The 18,313-nt window shown below is 70.3% G+C and carries 19 protein-coding genes; 11 read left to right on the plus strand and 8 right to left on the minus strand.

Annotated elements, in window-relative coordinates:
• Positions 1-120 precede the first annotated feature (120 nt).
• Both purF and AC1DXJ_RS18110 read right to left on the minus strand, forming a co-directional pair.
• Entirely contained in the window at positions 121-1,683 is a 1,563-nt protein-coding gene (purF, locus tag AC1DXJ_RS18105) for an amidophosphoribosyltransferase (RefSeq protein WP_477614039.1), read from the minus strand.
• A 43-nt stretch (positions 1,684-1,726) separates the two neighbouring features.
• On the minus strand, positions 1,727-1,951 hold the full coding sequence (locus AC1DXJ_RS18110; protein WP_477614040.1) for a hypothetical protein: 225 nt from the start codon (positions 1,949-1,951) through the stop codon (positions 1,727-1,729).
• Positions 1,952-2,084: 133 nt separating this feature from the next.
• Here AC1DXJ_RS18110 and AC1DXJ_RS18115 point away from each other — a divergent pair, with 133 nt between their 5' ends.
• The 4 genes from AC1DXJ_RS18115 (at position 2,085) to AC1DXJ_RS18130 (ending at position 5,910) form a co-directional block, all read left to right on the plus strand.
• Positions 2,085-3,662, plus strand: a complete 1,578-nt coding sequence (locus tag AC1DXJ_RS18115) for a molybdopterin-dependent oxidoreductase (RefSeq protein WP_477614041.1) — start codon at positions 2,085-2,087, stop codon at positions 3,660-3,662.
• A 203-nt stretch (positions 3,663-3,865) separates the two neighbouring features.
• Complete coding sequence (locus AC1DXJ_RS18120) at positions 3,866-4,501, plus strand: fasciclin domain-containing protein (RefSeq protein ID WP_477614042.1); 636 nt, start codon at positions 3,866-3,868, stop codon at positions 4,499-4,501.
• A 24-nt stretch (positions 4,502-4,525) separates the two neighbouring features.
• Positions 4,526-5,122 carry an ECF RNA polymerase sigma factor SigK gene (gene sigK, locus AC1DXJ_RS18125; protein ID WP_477614043.1) on the plus strand — a complete coding sequence of 199 codons (597 nt, stop codon included), beginning with the start codon at positions 4,526-4,528 and terminating at the stop codon, positions 5,120-5,122.
• A complete protein-coding gene (locus AC1DXJ_RS18130; protein ID WP_477614044.1) occupies positions 5,119-5,910 on the plus strand; it encodes an anti-sigma factor in 792 nt (263 codons plus the stop codon). Before sigK ends, AC1DXJ_RS18130 begins: the two co-directional genes overlap by 4 nt.
• A 6-nt stretch (positions 5,911-5,916) precedes the next feature.
• Here the strand turns inward: AC1DXJ_RS18130 and AC1DXJ_RS18135 are convergent, their stop codons facing one another.
• Positions 5,917-6,780, minus strand: coding sequence for an LLM class flavin-dependent oxidoreductase (locus tag AC1DXJ_RS18135; protein WP_477614045.1), 864 nt, complete (start codon positions 6,778-6,780; stop codon positions 5,917-5,919).
• Between the two features lie 69 nt (positions 6,781-6,849).
• On the opposite strand from AC1DXJ_RS18135, the gene AC1DXJ_RS18140 reads away from it, so the two are divergent.
• The 4 genes from AC1DXJ_RS18140 (at position 6,850) to AC1DXJ_RS18155 (ending at position 10,426) form a co-directional block, all read left to right on the plus strand.
• Positions 6,850-7,896 (plus strand): zinc-dependent alcohol dehydrogenase family protein, encoded by a 1,047-nt coding sequence (locus AC1DXJ_RS18140; protein ID WP_477614046.1) that lies wholly within the window; start codon positions 6,850-6,852, stop codon positions 7,894-7,896.
• A 14-nt stretch (positions 7,897-7,910) separates the two neighbouring features.
• Positions 7,911-8,714 (plus strand): spermidine synthase, encoded by an 804-nt coding sequence (locus tag AC1DXJ_RS18145; RefSeq protein WP_477614047.1) that lies wholly within the window; start codon positions 7,911-7,913, stop codon positions 8,712-8,714.
• 81 nt (positions 8,715-8,795) lie between these two features.
• On the plus strand, positions 8,796-9,830 hold the full coding sequence (locus tag AC1DXJ_RS18150) for a Gfo/Idh/MocA family protein (protein WP_477614048.1): 1,035 nt from the start codon (positions 8,796-8,798) through the stop codon (positions 9,828-9,830).
• Positions 9,831-10,180: 350 nt separating this feature from the next.
• The gene (locus AC1DXJ_RS18155) at positions 10,181-10,426 is read left to right on the plus strand and encodes a hypothetical protein (protein WP_477614049.1); all 246 of its coding nucleotides are present in this window, start codon (positions 10,181-10,183) and stop codon (positions 10,424-10,426) included.
• A gap of 37 nt (positions 10,427-10,463) precedes the next feature.
• Here the strand turns inward: AC1DXJ_RS18155 and AC1DXJ_RS18160 are convergent, their stop codons facing one another.
• The 5 genes from AC1DXJ_RS18160 to purS form a co-directional block, all read right to left on the minus strand.
• The gene (locus tag AC1DXJ_RS18160; protein ID WP_477614050.1) at positions 10,464-10,856 is read right to left on the minus strand and encodes a VOC family protein; all 393 of its coding nucleotides are present in this window, start codon (positions 10,854-10,856) and stop codon (positions 10,464-10,466) included.
• A gap of 4 nt (positions 10,857-10,860) precedes the next feature.
• A complete protein-coding gene (locus AC1DXJ_RS18165; RefSeq protein WP_477614051.1) occupies positions 10,861-11,259 on the minus strand; it encodes a sterol carrier family protein in 399 nt (132 codons plus the stop codon).
• 194 nt (positions 11,260-11,453) lie between these two features.
• The gene (gene purL / locus AC1DXJ_RS18170; protein WP_477632788.1) at positions 11,454-13,754 is read right to left on the minus strand and encodes a phosphoribosylformylglycinamidine synthase subunit PurL; all 2,301 of its coding nucleotides are present in this window, start codon (positions 13,752-13,754) and stop codon (positions 11,454-11,456) included.
• Positions 13,751-14,422: a phosphoribosylformylglycinamidine synthase subunit PurQ gene (purQ, locus tag AC1DXJ_RS18175; protein WP_477614053.1), complete on the minus strand. Its 672-nt coding sequence runs from the start codon at positions 14,420-14,422 to the stop codon at positions 13,751-13,753. Before purQ ends, purL begins: the two co-directional genes overlap by 4 nt.
• On the minus strand, positions 14,419-14,676 hold the full coding sequence (gene purS, locus AC1DXJ_RS18180) for a phosphoribosylformylglycinamidine synthase subunit PurS (RefSeq protein WP_477614054.1): 258 nt from the start codon (positions 14,674-14,676) through the stop codon (positions 14,419-14,421). Before purS ends, purQ begins: the two co-directional genes overlap by 4 nt.
• A gap of 162 nt (positions 14,677-14,838) precedes the next feature.
• On the opposite strand from purS, the gene AC1DXJ_RS18185 reads away from it, so the two are divergent.
• The 3 genes from AC1DXJ_RS18185 (at position 14,839) to AC1DXJ_RS18195 (ending at position 18,306) form a co-directional block, all read left to right on the plus strand.
• On the plus strand, positions 14,839-15,258 hold the full coding sequence (locus AC1DXJ_RS18185; protein ID WP_477614055.1) for a nitroreductase/quinone reductase family protein: 420 nt from the start codon (positions 14,839-14,841) through the stop codon (positions 15,256-15,258).
• 54 nt (positions 15,259-15,312) lie between these two features.
• Complete coding sequence (locus AC1DXJ_RS18190; protein ID WP_477614056.1) at positions 15,313-17,967, plus strand: ATP-binding protein; 2,655 nt, start codon at positions 15,313-15,315, stop codon at positions 17,965-17,967.
• An 87-nt stretch (positions 17,968-18,054) separates the two neighbouring features.
• A complete protein-coding gene (locus AC1DXJ_RS18195) occupies positions 18,055-18,306 on the plus strand; it encodes a DUF4242 domain-containing protein (RefSeq protein ID WP_477614057.1) in 252 nt (83 codons plus the stop codon).
• Positions 18,307-18,313: the final 7 nt, after the last annotated feature.

Raw genomic sequence — 18,313 nt, forward strand, 5'->3', positions numbered from 1 at the left:
CAACAAGTCGCGGCGCATGCCGACTTGTTGCGATCTGGTGGTCACTCAGCCGCGTTTTCGCGGTCCCGTGACGATCTGCGCGCAACACGTCGCGGCAGATCGACCCGGGGAGAGGGCGGGTCAGGGTCGGGTGAGGGCGTCTGCTGCGCCGCCGGGCACTCCGAGCGAGACACCGTCGACGTCGACCCCGCCCACGCCCTCGACGTCGATCGGCAGCGTCTCGAAGAGGTTCTTGCCGAGCCGGCTCGCGTCGGGGAGCTCCAGCGGGTAGGTCCCGGTGAAGCAGGCGGTGCAGAGCTGGTTGCCGGGCTGCTCGGTGGCGGCGATCATGCCTTCCTCCGAGATGTAGCCCAGGGAGTCGGCACCGATGGAGGTGCAGACCTCCTCGACCCCGATGCCGGTGGCGATCAGCTCGGCCCGCGTCGCGAAGTCGATGCCGTAGAAGCAGGGCCAGCGCACCGGCGGCGACGAGATGCGCACGTGCACCTCGGCGGCCCCCGCCTCGCGGAGCATCCGCACCAGCGCCCGCTGGGTGTTGCCGCGCACGATCGAGTCGTCGACCACGACGAGTCGCTTGCCCTTGATGACCTCGCGGAGCGGGTTGAGCTTGAGCCGGATGCCGAGCTGACGGATCGTCTGCGAGGGGGCGATGAAGGTGCGGCCGACGTAGGAGTTCTTCACCAACCCCTGGCCGTAGGGGATGCCGGACTCCTGGGCATAGCCGATCGCGGCGGGCGTGCCCGACTCGGGCGTCGGCATCACGAGGTCGGCCTCGACCGGGTGCTCGCGGGCCAGGGTGCGTCCCATCTCGACCCGCGACTCGTGGACCCCCCGGCCGTTGATGGTGGTGTCGGGGCGAGCGAGGTAGACGTACTCGAAGACGCAGCCCTTGCGGTCGGTCTCGGCGAACCGCTGGGAACGCAGGCCGTCCTCGTCGATGATGAGGAGCTCGCCCGGCTCGACCTCACGGATCAGCGAGGCACCGACGATGTCCAACGCTGCGGTCTCCGACGCCACCACCCAGCCGCGCTCGAGGCGACCGAGTACCAGCGGGCGGATCCCCTGGGGGTCGCGCGCGGCATACAAGGTGTGCTCGTCCATGAAGACGAAGCAGAAGGCGCCGCGCAGCTTGGGCAGCAGGTCCAGCGCCGCGGCCTCGAGCGAGCGGTCGGGGTCGTCAGCCAGCAGCGCCGTGACGAGCGCCGTGTCGGTGGTGTTGCCGCGCACCAGCTCGCCACCACCGGTGCCGTAGCCCTCGGCGCGGCGGTCCGCCACCAGCTCGCGCAGCTCGGCGGAGTTGATGAGGTTGCCGTTGTGGGCCAGGGCCACCGTGGACTCGGCGTGCCCGCCGAGGGTCGGCTGGGCGTTCTCCCACGTCGAGCCGCCGGTCGTGGAGTAGCGGCAGTGACCCACGGCCAGGTGCCCGCGCAGCGACGCGAGCGACCGTTCGTCGAAGACCTGGGAGACCAGGCCCATGTCCTTGTAGACCAGGATCGAGCGCCCGTCGGAGGTGGCGATGCCTGCCGACTCCTGCCCACGGTGCTGCAGGGCGTAGAGCCCGTAGTAGGTCAGCTTGGCGACGTCCTCGCCGGGAGCCCAGACGCCGAAGACCCCGCAGGCGTCCTGCGGGCCCTTCTCGCCGGGAAGCAGATCGTGCGAGAGCTGTCCGTCGCCGCGTGCCACGTGGCTCAGTCTCCCACAGGGACGAGCGGCATTGCCCCAGCCGTCATCCGCGCCGGTCCAGCAGCACAGCGATGACTGCGGCCAGGAGCCCGAAGACGCACGCGCCCACGATGCCGAGGAACAGCACCGCGCTCGTCACGCTGTAGTCGTGGCCGTAGGTCGCGGTGTCGTCGCTGAGGTAGGCCACGGCCGAGCCCGCGACGAAGCCGAGGATGACGCCCGTCGAGATGAACGCGACGAAGTTGGGGTATCGGCGGGTCGGTGGCACGTGCTCACGCTACCCGCGACGCACCCGGACGCCTCGCCCAGGGACCCATCCGCAGGAGAGGCGAGTACGAATAGCACTTATGGAACACATCGCAAGGTCACCCGGCACCCGGAGCCAAAGCCTCAGGTATGCCGTGAGCGGCGTCCTCGCGGCCGCCGCCGGGATGGCGGTGGGTCACCTTGTGGCGGCGTTCGTCAACCCCTCGGCCTCACCCGTGCTTGCCGTCGGTTCGACGGTCATCGACGCCACCCCGACACCGGTCAAGGAGTGGGCGGTCCGGAACTTCGGCACGGCCGACAAGCCGGTGCTGCTCGGCAGCGTCACCCTCGTCGTCGTCATCGCCGCCGCGCTGATCGGCCTGGTGTCGCGCACCAAGCCGAGCCTGGCCAACGTCCTCGTGGTCGCTCTCGCCATGCTCGCCGGTCTGGCCGCCTGGTTCCGTCCGGCCTCCGCACCGTTCGACATCGTGCCCGCCCTCGTGACGGCCGCCGTCGGAGTGGCGACCCTCACCGGCCTGCGCGCGCTGATCCCCAACCTGCCCACCCCCGGTGCGGTCACGACCGCCAAGGGGACGCCCGACAAGGGGACGGCCGACAGGGTGACGCCCGAGTCGCCGCTGGACCACACGGCATACGCAAAGGGGGCGGAGGGCGCGCCCGCCCGCCGCAACTTCCTCATCGGTGCCGCCGGGGTCACGGTCGGCGCCGCGGCGCTCGGCGCCCTGGGCCAGAAGTTGGCGGCCCCCGCGAGCCTGCCGTCCTCGGTCACCCTCCCCACGCCGCAGAACTCGCTGCCGGCGCTGCCCACCGGCATCGAGGGCAAGGTCAAGGGCGTCAGCGCATTCAGCACGCCGATCGACCAGTTCTACCGCGTCGACACCGCGCTGGTGATCCCGCGCATCGACATCGACAACTGGGTGCTGGAGATCGACGGCAAGGTCGACAACAAGCTCTCGATCACGTTCGCCGAACTGCTCAAGATGCCGATGGTCGAGAAGGACATCACCCTCAACTGCGTCAGCAACGAGGTGGGCGGCCCCTACATCTCCTCCACCCGCTGGCTGGGTGTGCGCGTCCGTGACCTGCTCGAACGGGCCGGCGTGCAGGACGGCGTCGACCAGATCCTCAGCGAGTCCACCGACGGCATGACGATCTCGACGCCGATCGAGGCGCTGACCGACGACCGCGACGCCCTGATCGCCGTCGCGATGAACGGTCAGCCGCTGCCTGCCCGCCACGGGTTCCCCGCGCGGATGGTCACCCCCGGCCTCTACGGGTTCGTGGGCGCCACCAAGTGGCTCACCAAGCTCACTGCGACGACGTATGCGGCGGAGAAGGCCTACTGGACCAAGCGCGACTGGGCGATCGACGGCACCGTGAAGACCCAGGCGCGGATCGACACCCCCGCCGGGCTCGCCACCTACAAGCCCGGCAAGGTCGCCATCGGTGGTGTCGCCTGGGCGCAGCTCCGTGGCATCAAGGAGGTCGAGGTACGCGTCGACAAGGGTCCGTGGCAGAAGGCCACCCTCGGCCCGGACGGCGGCACCGACTACTGGCGTCAGTGGTTCTGGGTGTGGGACGCCACGACGGGCCGGCACGACCTGACGGTGCGCGCGACCGACGGGACCGGCCAGGTGCAGACCGAGAAGCGGGCCGACCCGTTCCCGGGTGGCGCGTCCGGCTGGCACTCGATCGTCGTCCTCATCTCCTGACCCTGCAGACTCTTCCTGCACGTCTGGCCACTGGTGCCCGATGGTCGCGCTCTGAGCGCCCACCATCGGGAACCAGTGGCCAGATGTCGTTGCGCTCGGGCCACGGAAACCCTTGTGCCAGAAAGGTTTCAATGCGACCAATCCACCTGTTGGGCAGGTCCGAATACCGGGTGTCAGACAGTCCACAACAAGGAGCCACCATCATGCGACTCGCACGCCGCAGCACCATTGCTGCCCTCAGCCTCGCCCTTCCGCTCAGCCTCGCTGCCTGTGGGAACTCCGGTTCCGACACCGCGGCCTCCAGCACCTCGTCCATGCCGAGCTCCAGCTCCTCGTCCAGCTCCTCGAGCACGTCCGAGGACATGACGGCCAAGCCGTTCGGTGCTGGTTGCTCCGCGGTTCCCGCGGACGGCAAGGGCTCGTTCTCCGGCATGGCCACTGACCCGGTCGCGACCGCCGCGAGCAACAACCCCGTGCTGTCGACCCTCGTCACCGCGGTGACCGAGGCCGGCCTCGGCGAGACCCTGAACTCGGCCAAGGACATCACCGTCTTCGCTCCGAGCAACGACGCCTTCGCTGCTGTGCCGAAGGCCACGATGGATGCCGCGATGAAGGACCCGAAGGGTCTGCTCACCAAGGTGCTCACCAACCACGTCGTGCCCGGCAAGCTCACCCCGGAGATGCTCGCCGGCGAGCACAAGACCCTCGGCGGCGGCACCATCAAGGTGACCGGCTCCGGTGAGTCGTTCAAGGTCGGCGAGGCGAACGTAATCTGCGGCAACGTGCAGACCGCGAACGCCACCGTCTACATCATCGACGGCGTTCTCCTCCCCGGCTGAGCTGAATCAGCGATGATGGTGTCCATGGCAGCAACCACCCCGGGTCCCGAACCGACCTGGGGAGGTGCTGCCGTGGGCACCGACCTCGCCGGGCTGTTGCGGGCCAGCGCCCTCGGTGACGAGGCAGCCTTCGCCCGCCTGTACGACGCAGTGTCCGCCCGGATCTACGGGTTGGTCCTCCGCGTGGTGCGGGACCCGGCGCAGTCGCAGGAAGTCGCCCAGGAAGCCTTGCTGGACATCTGGCGCACCAGCGCCCGGTTCGACCCCGCGCGGGGCAGCGCGGTGAGCTGGATGCTCACCATCGCGCACCGCAAGGCGGTCGACCGGGTGCGGTCCGCGCAGGCGTCCACCGACCGTGAGGACACCTACGGCTCACGGAACCAGGAACGCAGCTTCGACGAGACCGCCGAGACGGTCGACCGTCGCCTGGACGCCCAACGAGTGCGCAACGCCCTGGACTCGCTCACCGAGACCCAGCGCAGCGCGGTCGAGCTCGCCTACCTCGGTGGCTACACGCACACCGAGGTGGCCTCCCTCCTGGGGGTGCCCCTCGGCACCGCCAAGACCCGAATACGTGACGGACTTATCCGCCTGAGAGACACCATGGGGGTGCAGTCATGAGTGCCGACATCCACGGACTGGTCGGCGCCTATGCAGTCGACGCCATCGACGAGCAGGAGCGCAGCGCTTTCGAGCTGCACCTCGCCGAGTGCCCAGAGTGCCAGGCGGAGGTGGCCTCCCTGCAGGAGGCTGCGACCCAGCTTTCCCTGATGACAGAGACCGCCCCTCCTTCCTCGATGCGTGACTCCGTCCTGGCGGGCATCAAGATGGTCCGCCCGCTCCCCCCTCTCGAGGCGCAGTCCGGTGGCCCAGTCGCCTCTGGGCCCGTTGGCGGATCCTCGCCCGCTGACGCGCCGACCCCGACTGACTCCAACGTGGTCCAGTTCCGCCCGCGGCGCCGGGTGACCGCCTGGCTCGCCAGTGCGGCCGCAGCTGCCGTGCTCCTCGTCGGCGGAATCGCGTGGAGCCCGTGGGACGACAACTCCAACGGACGCGGCACCGTCAGCGCCACCGAGCAGGTGCTCGAGGCCAAGGACGCCCAGCGCTACGAGAAGGTCATCGGTGGCGCGAAGGCGACCATCGTCCGCAGCGCCTCCCTCGGCAAGGCCGTCATCATCGCCGACCACATGCCGGCTGCGCCCGACGGCAAGGACTTCCAGGTCTGGCTGGACCAGCCCAACCGGGGCATGGTCAGTGCCGGCGTCATGCCCCACGGATCGGCCGACACCGTCACGGTGCTCCTGAGCGGCGATGCCGCAACGGCCACCGGCGCCGGCATCACGATGGAGCCGGCCGGCGGCTCGACCGCGCCGACGACCGAACCACTCGCACTGTTCGCGTTCTCGTAACCAGGCCTACCTCAGACCGGGCAGCAGGCCGGCGACCTCCGCCAGCACCGACTCGGTGCCGGCGTAGACGCCGTTCGGCCGTGGCCAGTGCGTCACGACGTCGCTGAACCCGAGCTCACCTGCCCGTCCCACCTGGTCGGTGAAGAGCTCGACGCTCTCGAGCGAGAAGCGCGGTGCACCGTCGAGGGAGAGGTACCGGTCGAGCGGGACCTGGCGTGCGGCAGCACCTTCGACGTCGTCGAGCTTCGCGCTGAGCTCGGCGATCCCGGCCCACCACTCGTCCAGGGTCTCGCCACCCTTGCCGTAGGTCACCCACCCCTGGCCGTGGGCGGCGGCGAGCCGCAGCGACCGCGGGCCGTTGGCGGCGATGACGAAGGGCACTCGAGGCTGCTGGACCGAACCGGGCAGCGTGCGCGCGTCGACGGTCCGGTAGCTGGTGCCGTCGTGCGACACGTGGTCCTCACGGAACAGTCGGTCCAGCACCTCGACGAACTCGTGGAACCGGTCGACCCGCTCCCTCAGGGGCCGCTCCTCGCCGAGGATCGCCGCATCGAGGTCACCACCCGTTCCCAGGCCACAGATCAGCCGACCGTTCGAGATGTCTTCCAGCGCAAGCAGATCCCGGAGGAAGACATAGGGGTGACGGTAGTTCGGAGAGCTCACGAAGGTTCCCAGCCGGATCGTCGACGTCGCCATCGCAGCGGCCGTCAACGTCGGCAGGGCGCCGAACCACGGCGAGTCCTGGAGCCCCGCCCAGACCAGGTGGTCGTAGGTCCACGCGTGGTCGAAGCCGTACTCCTCGGCGCGCCGCCACAGGGGCTCGGCCTCGGACCAGCGGTGCTCCGGGAGGATGGTGATGCCAAAGCGCATGCAGCGAGGGTATGCCGCGTGGTCACCACGCGGCATACCGACGCCTTGGACCGTGGCAGGCTGGCAACCATGAAGGCCACCATCCTGAACGCGCCCCGCGACATCCGTGTCGAAGACGTCCCCGACCCCGGCATCGCCAAGCCCACCGATGCGCTGGTGCGGGTCACCGCGGCGTGCGTGTGCGGCAGCGACCTGTGGCCGTACCGCGGGATCAACGCGGTCACCGAGCCGACCCGCATCGGCCACGAGTTCGTCGGCATCGTCGAGGAGGTCGGCAGCGACGTCCGCAGCGTGCGGGCGGGTGACTTCGTCATCGCGCCCTTCATGTACTCCGACAACACGTGTCCGCACTGCCGGGTCGGAATCCAGTCGCGCTGCGACCACGGCGGCTTCTGGGGCGGTCCCGACCGCGACGGAATCATGGCCGACGGCGGCCAGGGCGAGTACGTCCGCGTCCCGCTCGCCGACGGCACCCTCGTCGCCACGCGAGAGGTACCCGGCGACGACCTCGTGCCGAGCCTGCTCGCCCTGTCGGACGTGATGGGCACTGGCTGGCACGCCGCCGTCGCGGCCCAGGTGCAGGAGGGTGACACCGTCGTGGTCGTCGGTGACGGCGCGGTCGGCCTGAGCGGTGTCCTCGCCGCCGGACGGATGGGCGCCGAGCGCATCATCGCGATGTCCCGCCACGAGTCCCGCCAGCGGATGGCACGCGAGTTCGGCGCCACCGACGTGGTCGAGGTCCGCGGCGACGAGGCCGTCGCTGCGGTCAAGGAGCTGACCGACGGGGTGGGCGCGGACGCCGTGCTGGAGTGCGTCGGCACCAACGAGTCGATGTCGACGGCGATCGCTGCCGCGCGGCCCGGGGCGACGGTGGGCTACGTGGGCGTGCCGCACGGGATCGAGTACCCCGTGCGGGACATGTTCGCGCGCAACGTCGGGATCGCCGGCGGGATCGCGCCGGCTCGCCAGTACCTCCCGCAGCTGCGGGACGACGTGCTCTCCGGGGCGATCAACCCCGGGCTGGTCTTCGACCTCGAGGTCCCGCTCTCCGAGGTCGGCGAGGCCTATGCCGCCATGGACGAGCGTCGTGCCGTCAAGTCGCTGATCCGTCCCTGACCCGACCCGACCTGATGCAGGAGTTCCGCTTCGAGGTCGACGAACACGGCGGGAGCACCGTCCTCGTCGACGGCTACCCGCAGTCCTACGTCAGCCTTACCGATCCGGAGCTCCTCGTCTTCGGCTACGTCCAGCACCTGGCCGCGGTGATCGACTCCCTGCCCGACGGTCCGGTGGCGGTGACGCACGTCGGGGGCGCTGCGATGACCTTGCCGCGCTACGTCCACCACACTCGGCCGGGGTCGCCGCAGGTCGTCCTCGAACCCGATGCGGCGCTCACCGAGGAGGTGCGTCGCGAGCTGCCGCTGCCGCGCGGGCACCGCATCCGCGTGCGTCCGCAGCGCGGTCGAGAGGGAGTGGCCGCCCTGAAGGACTCGAGTGCCGACGCGATCGTCGTCGACGCGTATGCCGACAGCCAGGTGCCGGCCGACCTCACCAGCGTGGAGTGGTTCGCCGACGTGGCGAGGGTGCTGCGGCCCGGTGGTGTGCTGGTGATGAACACCGCCGACGAGCCGGACCATCGGCACGTGGCGCGCGTCCACGCCGGCCTCGCGCGCCACCTCCCGCACACGGCCGCCATCGCTCAGGTCGACATCTGGAAACGGCGCCGCTTCGGCAACCTCGTGCTGGTCGGCTCCCGTCAGCCACTGGCGATGGGCTCGATCGTCCGCAGCGTCGCCAAGGGCGCGTTCCCCAGCACCGTGCGCGACGGAGCCGCGCTCAGCCGGGCCCTGGGTTCGGGTCGACCGTTCACCGACGCCGATGCGGCGCCGACTCCTTCACCACCGACCCCTCCCGATGCCTGGCGGATCCGCTGAGCCGTCGCGTTCGTCGCGACCCCCCGTGACACCTGATGGATGCCGAGTGCGCGGTCACCGGACAGGACCGATGATGGGTCGGTGCCCTCCCTGACGCTGCCTCCTCCCCGCACCCCGGATCCGCGTGACGCGCCGACGCTCCGCTGGGGGATCCTCGCGCCTGGCGGCATCGCGCGTTCGTTCGCCAGCGCGCTGCAGGCCCGCACGGGACAACACCTCCAGGCTGTCGCGTCACGGAGCCTGCCGCGCGCGCAGGACTTCGCGGCCGACTTCGGCATCGACACGGCGCACGGGTCCTATGCGGACCTGGTCTCCGACCCGGACGTGGACGTCGTCTACGTCGCCTCACCGCACTCGGAGCACCGCACCCAGGCCTTGCTCGCCACCGGTGCCGGCAAGCCCGTGCTCGTCGAGAAGGCCTTCGCCCGCAATGCCACCGAGGCCCGTGACATCGTCGAGTCCGCCGGCGCCGCAGGCGTTTTCGCCATGGAGGCGATGTGGACCCGGTTCCTCCCCCACGTCGACGTCGTGCGTCGCTGTCTCGAGGACGGGCTGCTCGGTGAGATCCACACCGTGCACGCAGACCACGGACAGGCGCTGTATCCCGACGGTCCGCAACGACTGGCCGACCCTGCCCTCGCCGGCGGAGCCCTGCTCGACCTGGGGATCTATCCGGTGTCGTTCGCCCACTTCGTCCTCGGCGACTTCGTCGACGTGACTGCGACCGGGGTGCTCACGGACACCGGCGTCGACGCGCAGGCCGCCATCGGCGTCACGAGCGGCAGCGGGGCGATGGGTGTCCTCGGCACGACGATGGCGACCAGGACCCCGACGGTGGCAGCCGTCTGCGGCACTGAGGCGCGCCTCGAGATCAGCGGCCCGTTCTACGCGCCCAGCGCCGTCGTTCGGCTCGTGGCCAACGACGGCACCGAGCTCGACCGCTACGTCAACGAGGACACCGAGCACGGGCTGCACTTCGAGGCTGTCGAGGTGGCGCGCCGGGTCACGGGGGGCGAGGTGGAGTCACCTCTCATGCCGCACGCCGAGACCCTGCGGATCATGGACGCCCTGGACGACATACGGGCCCAGGTCGGGGTGCGCTACCCGGGCGAGTGAAGCCCGCGTCCACGAAGGCGACGTGTTGCCGCCTCGTGGTCACCGGAGCTGCGATTCGGGGTCCGGTGACGATCTGCGCGCAACAGGTCGCCACACCATCGGACTTGTTGCCGCCTCGTGGTCACTGGACCCCCAATTCGGGGTTCGGTGACGATCCGCGCGCAACAAGTCGCGGAGCTCCGGCGGGAAACTGCGTTCGGCGGCGGTGCGGTGGGTCGCCCTGACACCATGCATCAGTGGGGACTGGACCAGGGGCGAGAATGGGCCGAAAGACGGGTTGGGGCGGGTGCGCCCAGGTCGTGGGCGTCGTCATGGCCACGACTCTCGCGTCAGGGTGCACTCCGGAGGGAATGACGATCGAGAACGACACCGATCAGCGTCTTCAGATCCTGCTGACGGCCGACAGCAATGTGCTGGTCGCGGATCTCCTGCCCCACGACAGGCGCAACGTCCGCATCGAGCACGGGGACGCCGGCTGCACTCCTGATGCCGGGTTCTCGGCCTATCCAGCCAAGGGCCCGGACGAAATCACCCGGAGTCCTGCCATCGCCACCCTGGGGCGCGCGTGCCTAGGCGACACCTGGACGATCCGATAGCTCTGGCAGGACGGACTCTGCCAGGGAGACCAACTCGCTAGAAGGTCTCGCCCCGGCGCCACTGCATCTCCTGCAGCTCGAAGGAGTTGCCGTCGGGGTCGGCGAACTCCGCCCCCTTCACCCCACCGCCGAAGTCGTGGACCTCGCTGACCTCGACACCGCGGCGGACGAGGTCGGCCCGCGCCTCATCGATGTCCTGGACGACCAGGTGCAGTCCCCTGATGCTGCCCGGCTCTCCGCGATAGACGTCCAGCCCCGTCCCGAAGCCGATCGAGCAACCAGAGCCCGCTGCGGTCACCTGCACGATCCGGACACCCTCGGCGGGCTGCACGTCGACGTCCTTGATGAAGCCGAGCTTGCCGACGTAGAACTCGATGGCCCGCTCCACGTCCGCCACTGGCACGGGGACGAGCTCCAGCTTCATCTGCATGGGATCAGATCTCCTTCGGCTGTTCGGGTGCGCCAGACCATTCCACCAGGGGCAGGTATGCCGCGAGGTCGGCGCGGTGGCCGCTCACCCGGAGGGTGCCCGCCTCCCAGGCGCCGTCCCAGCTGAGCGCGCCGGTCGCGACCGCCAGCCAGGTCTGCGCATCCGTCTCGACGACGTTGGGCGGGGTGCCGCGGGTGTGGGTGGTCCCGGCAATGCACTGCACCGCCCCGAAGGGTGGCACCCGCACCTCGACGCTTCGACCGGGCGCCACGACCGACAGCTCCTCCAGCGTGTAGCGCACCGCCGTCGCCAGGTCCGCCCGGGACGTCGACTCCGCCCCCGCCTGCCACGCGGCCACGGCGGCGCGGCCGTCGATGACGGGAACTCGGCGGCGCGGCGGCATACCGGCATCGTCGCACGAGGCGCCCGGGCGTCCGCGGTTGCGTGGAAATGGCCGTTCGGCGGGCGAAGATGAGTACTTCTACCCATCGACGCTGTCAGACCACGGACGTACTGTTCCTTGCGGGGACACCCAGGGGAACGAACGGCCCGGACGCGTTGGGGGACGCGACCGGGCCGCTCGCGCGCCCCGAAGGGTCAGCCGCCGAAGACCGCTCGCAACGTTCCGGTGTGGGCCTCCCGCAGGTCGGCGAGGCTCACCTCGAAATTGCCCTGCACGTCGAGGCCGTCGGTCTCGTCGTCGACGACCCCGATCCGGGCGTGCACCTGCCCACGGGCGGTGCACATGTCGGTGAAGCGCACCTCTTCCGAGCGCGGCACCGAGACGATCACCCGGGCGGTGGACTCGCTGAAGAGCGCGGTGAAGGGGTCGATTCCGTCGCGCTCGCACACCGCGTCGAGCCAGATCCTGGCCCCGACGCCGTAGCGCATGGTCGCCTCGGCGAGCGCGATCGCCAGGCCACCGTCGGACAGGTCGTGGGCGGCGTCGACCAGGCCGTCGCGGCTGGCGTTGACCAGGATCTCGCCCAGGAGCTGCTCGGCCCCGAGGTCCACCGCGGGCGGGAGGCCACCCAGGTGGCCGTGCACGACGTGGGCCCACTCGCCGCCGGCCAGCTCGTTGCGGGTGCTGCCGAGCAGGTAGATGACCTGGCCGGGCGTCTTCCAGCCCGACGGGGTCCGCCGCGACACGTCGTCCATGACACCGAGCACGCCGATCACCGGCGTCGGGTGGATCGCCACGTCACCGGTCTGGTTGTAGAAGGAGACGTTGCCGCCGGTGACCGGGATGCCCAGGGTCTTGCAGCCCTCGGCGATGCCCTTGACGGCTTCGCGGAACTGCCACATCACGCCCGGGTCCTCGGGCGAGCCGAAGTTGAGGCAGTCGGTCACCGCCAGCGGGGTGGCGCCCGCCGTCGCGACGTTGCGGTAGGACTCAGCCAGCGCCAGCTGGGCTCCGACGTAGGGGTCGAGCTTGGCGAACCTGCCGTTGCAGTCGGTCGAGACGGCGACACCGCGACCGGTCTCCTCGTCGACACGGACGACACCCGCGTCGTCGGGCATCGCGAGCGCCGTGTTGCCGAGCACGTAGCGGTCGTACTGGTCGGTGACCCACGACTTGTCGCAGAGGTTCGGGGAGGCAAGCAGCGTGAGCAGGTCGGACTTGAGCCCGAGGCCGTCGACGGGGCGACCCAGGGTGTCGGTGCCGTTGGCCTGGAGGTCATCCAGGTATGCCGGCCGCTCCAGCGGGCGGTGGTAGGTCGGCCCTTCGTGGGCGACCGACCGCGGCGGCACGTCGACGATGACCTCGCCGTGCCAGGTGATGACGAGGTGCTCGCCGTCGGTGACCTCGCCGAGGACCGTGGCCTCGACGTCCCAGCGGTCCGTGATCGCCATGAACTCGTCGAGGTGCTCGGGTGCCACGACCGCCATCATGCGTTCCTGGCTCTCCGACATGAGGATCTCCTCAGGTCGCAGCGACGCGTCGCGCAGCGGCACGCGGTCGAGCTCGATCTGCATGCCACCGTCACCGTTGGACGCGAGCTCACTGGTGGCACAGGACAGTCCTGCGCCACCCAGGTCCTGGATGCCGTCGACGACGTGCGCGGCATAGAGGTCGAGGCAGCACTCGATGAGCACCTTCTCGGCGAACGGGTCGCCGACCTGCACCGCGGGGCGCTTGGTCGGGCCGCCCTCGTCGAACGTCTCGGAGGCGAGGACCGAGACCCCGCCGATGCCGTCGCCACCGGTCTTGGCACCGAACAGGATCACCTTGTTGCCGACGCCGGAGGCCTTGGCGAGGTGGATGTCCTCGATGCGCATGGCGCCGACGCACAACGCGTTGACGAGCGGGTTGCCCTGGTAGCAGTCGTCGAACACGACCTCGCCACCGATGTTGGGCAGGCCGATGCAGTTGCCGTAGCCGCCGACCCCCGCGACGACGCCGGGGAGCACCCGCTGGGTGTCGGGATGGTTGAGGTTGCCGAACCGCAGCGGGTCCATGATCGCGATCGGGCGGGCACCCATCGACATGATGTCGCGGATGATGCCACCGACCCCGGTGGCCGCACCCTGGTAGGGCTCGACGTAGGACGGGTGGTTGTGCGACTCGACCTTGAAGGTCACCGCCCAGCCGTCGCCGATGTCGACGACGCCGGCGTTCTCGCCGATGCCGACGAGGAGCTTCTCGCGCATCTCGTCGGTGGTGTTCTCACCCCAGAGGGAGAAGTGCACCTTGGACGACTTGTAGGAGCAGTGCTCGCTCCACATCACCGAGTACATCGCGAGCTCAGCGCTGGTGGGACGACGGCCGACGATCTCGCGGATGCTGGCGTACTCGTCCTCCTTGAGGCCGAGCTCTGCCCACGGCTGCTCGACCTCGGGGGTGTCGGCTGCGTGCGAGACGGTGTCGAGCGTGGGCTTGTGGGTCTGGACGGTCATGCGCTGGCCATTGCCTTCAGGACGGAGGTGAAGAACGGGAGCCCGTCGGTCGAGGGGCCGTAGCCCTCCTCGACGGCGTGCTCGGGGTGGGGCATGAGGCCCACGATGTTGCCGCGGTCGTTGGTGATGCCCGCGATCTTGCGGTACGAGCCGTTGGGGTTGTCACCGGCATACCGGAAGACGACGCGGCCCTCGCCCTCGAGCCGGTCGAGGGTGGCCTCGTCGGCGACGAAACCGCCCTCGCCGTTCTTGAGGACGATCGTGATCTCCTGGCCGGCCTCGAAGTCCGAGGTCCAGGCTGTCTGGTTGTTCTCGACGACGAGGCGCTGGTCGACGCAGTTGAACTTGCGGTGGTCGTTGCGGATCAGCGCGCCCGGCAGCAGGTGCGACTCGCACAGGACCTGGAACCCGTTGCAGATCCCGATCACCGGCAGCCCGCCCTGCGCGGCCGGGATGAGCGCGTCCATGACGGGCGCGAAGCGGGCGATCGCCCCGCACCGCAGATAGTCGCCGTAGGAGAACCCGCCGGGCAGCACGACCGCGTCGACACCCTTGAGGTCGGCGTCGCCGTGCCAGAGGGTGATCGCCTCGGCACCGACGGCGCGCACGGCGCGGGCTGCGTCGCGGTCGTCGAGCGACCCCGGGAACGTGACGACCCCGACCTTCACTGGTCGGGGTCCTCGGCACGGACGCTGACGACGTCCTCGATCACGGGGTTGGACAGCAGCTTCTCAGCTGCCTCCGCGGCGGCCGCGAGGTGCTCGTCGGTGACCTCGCCGTCCACGGTGAGGACGAACCGCTTGCCCTGCCTCACGTCCGTGAACTGTTCGAAGCCGAGCCGGGGAAGAGCCCCGTTCACGGCTTGACCCTGGGGGTCGAGGATCTCTGGCTTCAGCATGACGTCAATGACGACGTGGCCCATTCGGGGGTCTCCTGGGTTGAGCACGGTGGCGCGGGGAAGGAAGCGACCGCAGTCTATCCGCGCCACGGCAGTGGGTATGCCGCACGGTCACCTCCCGGACGACAGGTCGGCGGGCCGCCCGGGACCCTTTTCACGCGCCCGGGCGAGCGGGACACTCGGATCATGTCGATGGCCCGTTGGTCGACCCTCATCGGCGCGTGGATGTACCGCCGGCTGAACGGTCGCGCCATGGGCGGGACCAAGGATGCCCCGGTGGTCATGCTGACCACGCCGGGCCGCCGCACCGGAGAGCCGCATTCGACCTGCGTGAGGGCGATTCCGAGGCCCGAGGGCTACTTGGTGTGGGGCAGCGCTTCCGGCAGCCCAAGGGACCCCGACTGGTTCAGGAACCTGCGGGTGGCGGGCGAGACGGACCTGCAGGTGCTTGCCGAACGCATGCGCGCATCGGCTCGCGAGCTGCACGGCGAAGAGCGCGACCAGGCCTGGAACGACGTCATCCTGGCCAGGCTCCCAGGAGTCGCGAAGTACGCCCGGAAGGCGGGGCGGACCATCCCCGTGGCCGTGCTCACGCCCGCGGGCTGAACTCCGCACAATGGAGGATGTCGTCCCGACGGCTTCTCCGACACACTTCGAGGCGTGGAGCTGCTCGAACGAGCCACTTTCCTGGAGACCTTGGGCGAGTATGCCGATGAGGCGGCTCGCGGGCACGGCCGCCTCGTCCTGGTCGCCGGCGAGGCCGGCATCGGCAAGACCGCGCTGCTCGACACCTTCGCGGCGCAGCGGCCCGACCTGAGATGGCTGCGTGGGGCGTGCGACGGTGGTTTCACCCCTCGTCCGCTGGGCCCCTTGTTCGAGATCGCGACGGCGGACGGCGACGGCCTGCTCGACCAGTTCCGCACGGGAGCCGACCGGAACACCCTCTTCGCCACGTCGCTGGAGCGGCTCGGAGCGGCAGGCCGACCGACCGCGGTGGTTGTCGAGGACGTGCACTGGGCCGACGAAGCGACCCTCGACTGGCTGACCTACCTGGCGCGACGGCTCACGAGCATGCCGACGATGGTGCTGCTGACCTATCGCGACGAGGAGGTCGGCGCCGACAGTCCGCTGCGCAGTGCGCTGGCATCCCTGGCCACGCAGCGGCCGACAAGGCGGATGACCCTCCCGCCGCTGACACCCGCAGCGGTTGCCGAGCTCGCGCGGTCGCAGGGCCGTGCGGACGCGGCTGCCATCTACCGGCTGAGCAGTGGCAACCCGTTCTACGTCGAGGAGCTCCTCAGCAACCCCAGCGACCACGTCCCGTCCTCCGTGAGCGACGTGGTCGCTGCCCGCACGGCACAGCTCACCGACGACGCGCGGCAGCTCGTGTGGGCGGCCGCCATCATCGGGCAGCCGGCCTCGGCCGCGACCATCGCCGGAGTGTCCGGACGCGAGCCCGCCCACCTCGACGAGTGCCTGGCCTCCGGTGGACTGGTACCGGCGGGCGGGCCGGGCGACCCCGTTCGGTTGTTCGCCTTCAGGCACGAGCTGGCTCGGCTCGCCGTCGAGACCAACGTCCCCGCCTACCGCGCCACCCAGCTGCACGCCGCGGCATACCGATGGTTTGCGGACCCCACGAAGAACCGGGACCCTGACCACGCGCGCCTCGCCCACCACGCGGATGCCGCCGGCCTGGTCGACGAGGCCTTCGCCGAGTCGACCGCGGCTGCTCGGGAGGCAGCCGCCCTGTCGTCCACCACCGAGGCTGTCGCGCAGTTCACTCGGGCCCTTCGGTATGCCGGGTCGGCCACTGACACCGAACGTGCGGAGCTGCACGAAGGCCTGGCTCACGCCCTCTCGCTCATGGACCGGTGGGAGGAGTCGCTGCCGCCACGCGAGCTGGCCGTCGCGTTCGCCCGCGCCAGCGGCGACCTGGAGCAGCTGTGCCGCAACCTGCGCGCCCTCGCCATCACGCGGTGGCGGCTCTGCGACGGCAACGGCCATGCCGAGCTCGTCGAGCAGATCTTCTCGATGATGCGCGACGCCCCACTGTCGACGGAGAAGGTGATGGCCTACGGCTACAAGGCCGGCCTGCTGTCGGACACGGGTCGCGCCGACGAAGGGATGGCCATGGCCGAGCAGTGCCTTGCCATGGCACAGGAGCTCGGGTCGGACGAGATGTATGCCTCGACCCTCCAGAACCTCGGGTGGGACCGGATCAACCACGGCCTCGACGGGTGGGGCCAGATGGAGAAGGCGCTGGTCCTCGCCCGTGACGGTGGCTTCCAGCGGGACGCGGCCCGGGGTTACGCCAACCTCTACCAGGCGGCCGTCGACCACCTCCGTGTCGCCGAGTACGAGTGGGTCTACGAGGAGGGGGCGGCCTACAACCAGGACTGCGAGATGCCGACGTTCTGGTGGTGCCTGCTCGGGTCGAGGGTCACGGCCCTGGTGCGGATGGGCCGCCTGACGGAGGCCGTCGCCCTGTGCACGAGCATGCTGGCCGAGCAGATCTCCCCGGTGAACCGGTTGCACGTCCTGATCGGCATGGGGCCCGCCCTCGCCCGGCTCGGTGACCCCCGGGCCACGACCCGACTCGCCGAGTGCAGAGAGCTGGCCGACGCGAACGGCGAGCCCTACTGGCGGGCCTTCGCCGCCGTCGCCGTGCTCCAGCAAGCGTGGCTGTCCGGAGGCCCGGTCGGCGACGAGGCCTGGGTGCTCGACGTGTGGAAGGGAAGCGAGCACGAGGGGCCCTGGCCCCGGGCAGAGCTCGCCCTCTGGCTGGGGCGCACCGGGTTGCTCGAGGCAGCGCCCGCCGACGCGCCCGACCCCTATGCGGCCGAGTTCGCGGGAGACCCCCGACGCGCGGCCGCAACCTGGCAGGAGCTCGGGTGCCCCTACGAGGCGGCGGCAGCGCTGATGGCCTCCGATGACGAGGACGACCTGCGCCGGGGGCTCGACCTGTTCACCTCGATCGGGTCGACGCCGGGCGCCACCCTGGCACGGCGACGGCTGAAGGAGGCCGGGGCGCGCGGCATACCCCGAGGGCCGCGGGCCGCGGCGACGGCTCACCCGCACGGGCTCACGGGTCGCGAGCAGCAGGTGCTCGCCCTCGTCGGTGAGGGGCTCTCGAACCGCGAGGTGAGCGCCCGCCTGTTCATCTCCGAACGCACGGTCGACCACCACGTGGCGTCCGTCCTCGCCAAGCTCGGCGCGGCGTCGCGCACCGAGGCCGTGGCCAGGGCACGTGCGAACGGGGCCGGCACTGCCGCATCACCCACGACGGAAATGGGCACCGTCGCCCCCGCAATCTAGGCACCGGTCACCGATGAGGAGCGGCCCCGCCGACTCCTACCTTTCGGGGAGAGGGACCACCGGGGTCCCGGACGAAAGGCGAGAACGATGCCACTGTTCATGGACGTGCACACGATCGACGGCGGGGTGGCCATCGGCGACGTCGCCCAGGCCCACATGGCCGACCTGCAGGAGCAGTCGAGCCACGACGTGCAGTACCTGCGCTACTGGGTCGACGAGTCGCAGGGCAAGATCTTCTGCCTCGTCGACGCGCCCGACGCCGAGGCTGCCAACACCGTCCACCGCGAAGCGCACGGCCTGGTGGCCGACGAGATCTACGCGGTGCAGGAAGGCTCCTGAGGACGCG

Source organism: Pedococcus sp. P2_D9 (assembly GCF_056404275.1).

Bases quoted from the DNA above. Each gene is read 5' to 3' on its own strand.
- AC1DXJ_RS18120 (WP_477614042.1), top strand. From the start codon at position 3,866: ATGCGACTCGCACGCCGCAGCACCATTGCTGCCCTCAGCCTCGCCCTT.
- sigK (WP_477614043.1), top strand. From the start codon at position 4,526: ATGGCAGCAACCACCCCGGGTCCCGAACCGACCTGGGGAGGTGCTGCC.
- AC1DXJ_RS18130 (WP_477614044.1), top strand. From the start codon at position 5,119: ATGAGTGCCGACATCCACGGACTGGTCGGCGCCTATGCAGTCGACGCC.
- AC1DXJ_RS18135 (WP_477614045.1), bottom strand. From the start codon at position 6,780: ATGCGCTTTGGCATCACCATCCTCCCGGAGCACCGCTGGTCCGAGGCC.
- AC1DXJ_RS18140 (WP_477614046.1), top strand. From the start codon at position 6,850: ATGAAGGCCACCATCCTGAACGCGCCCCGCGACATCCGTGTCGAAGAC.
- AC1DXJ_RS18145 (WP_477614047.1), top strand. From the start codon at position 7,911: ATGCAGGAGTTCCGCTTCGAGGTCGACGAACACGGCGGGAGCACCGTC.
- AC1DXJ_RS18155 (WP_477614049.1), top strand. From the start codon at position 10,181: ATGACGATCGAGAACGACACCGATCAGCGTCTTCAGATCCTGCTGACG.
- AC1DXJ_RS18160 (WP_477614050.1), bottom strand. From the start codon at position 10,856: ATGCAGATGAAGCTGGAGCTCGTCCCCGTGCCAGTGGCGGACGTGGAG.
- AC1DXJ_RS18165 (WP_477614051.1), bottom strand. From the start codon at position 11,259: ATGCCGCCGCGCCGCCGAGTTCCCGTCATCGACGGCCGCGCCGCCGTG.
- purL (WP_477632788.1), bottom strand. From the start codon at position 13,754: ATGACCGTCCAGACCCACAAGCCCACGCTCGACACCGTCTCGCACGCA.
- purS (WP_477614054.1), bottom strand. From the start codon at position 14,676: ATGGGCCACGTCGTCATTGACGTCATGCTGAAGCCAGAGATCCTCGAC.
- AC1DXJ_RS18185 (WP_477614055.1), top strand. From the start codon at position 14,839: ATGTCGATGGCCCGTTGGTCGACCCTCATCGGCGCGTGGATGTACCGC.
- AC1DXJ_RS18195 (WP_477614057.1), top strand. From the start codon at position 18,055: ATGCCACTGTTCATGGACGTGCACACGATCGACGGCGGGGTGGCCATC.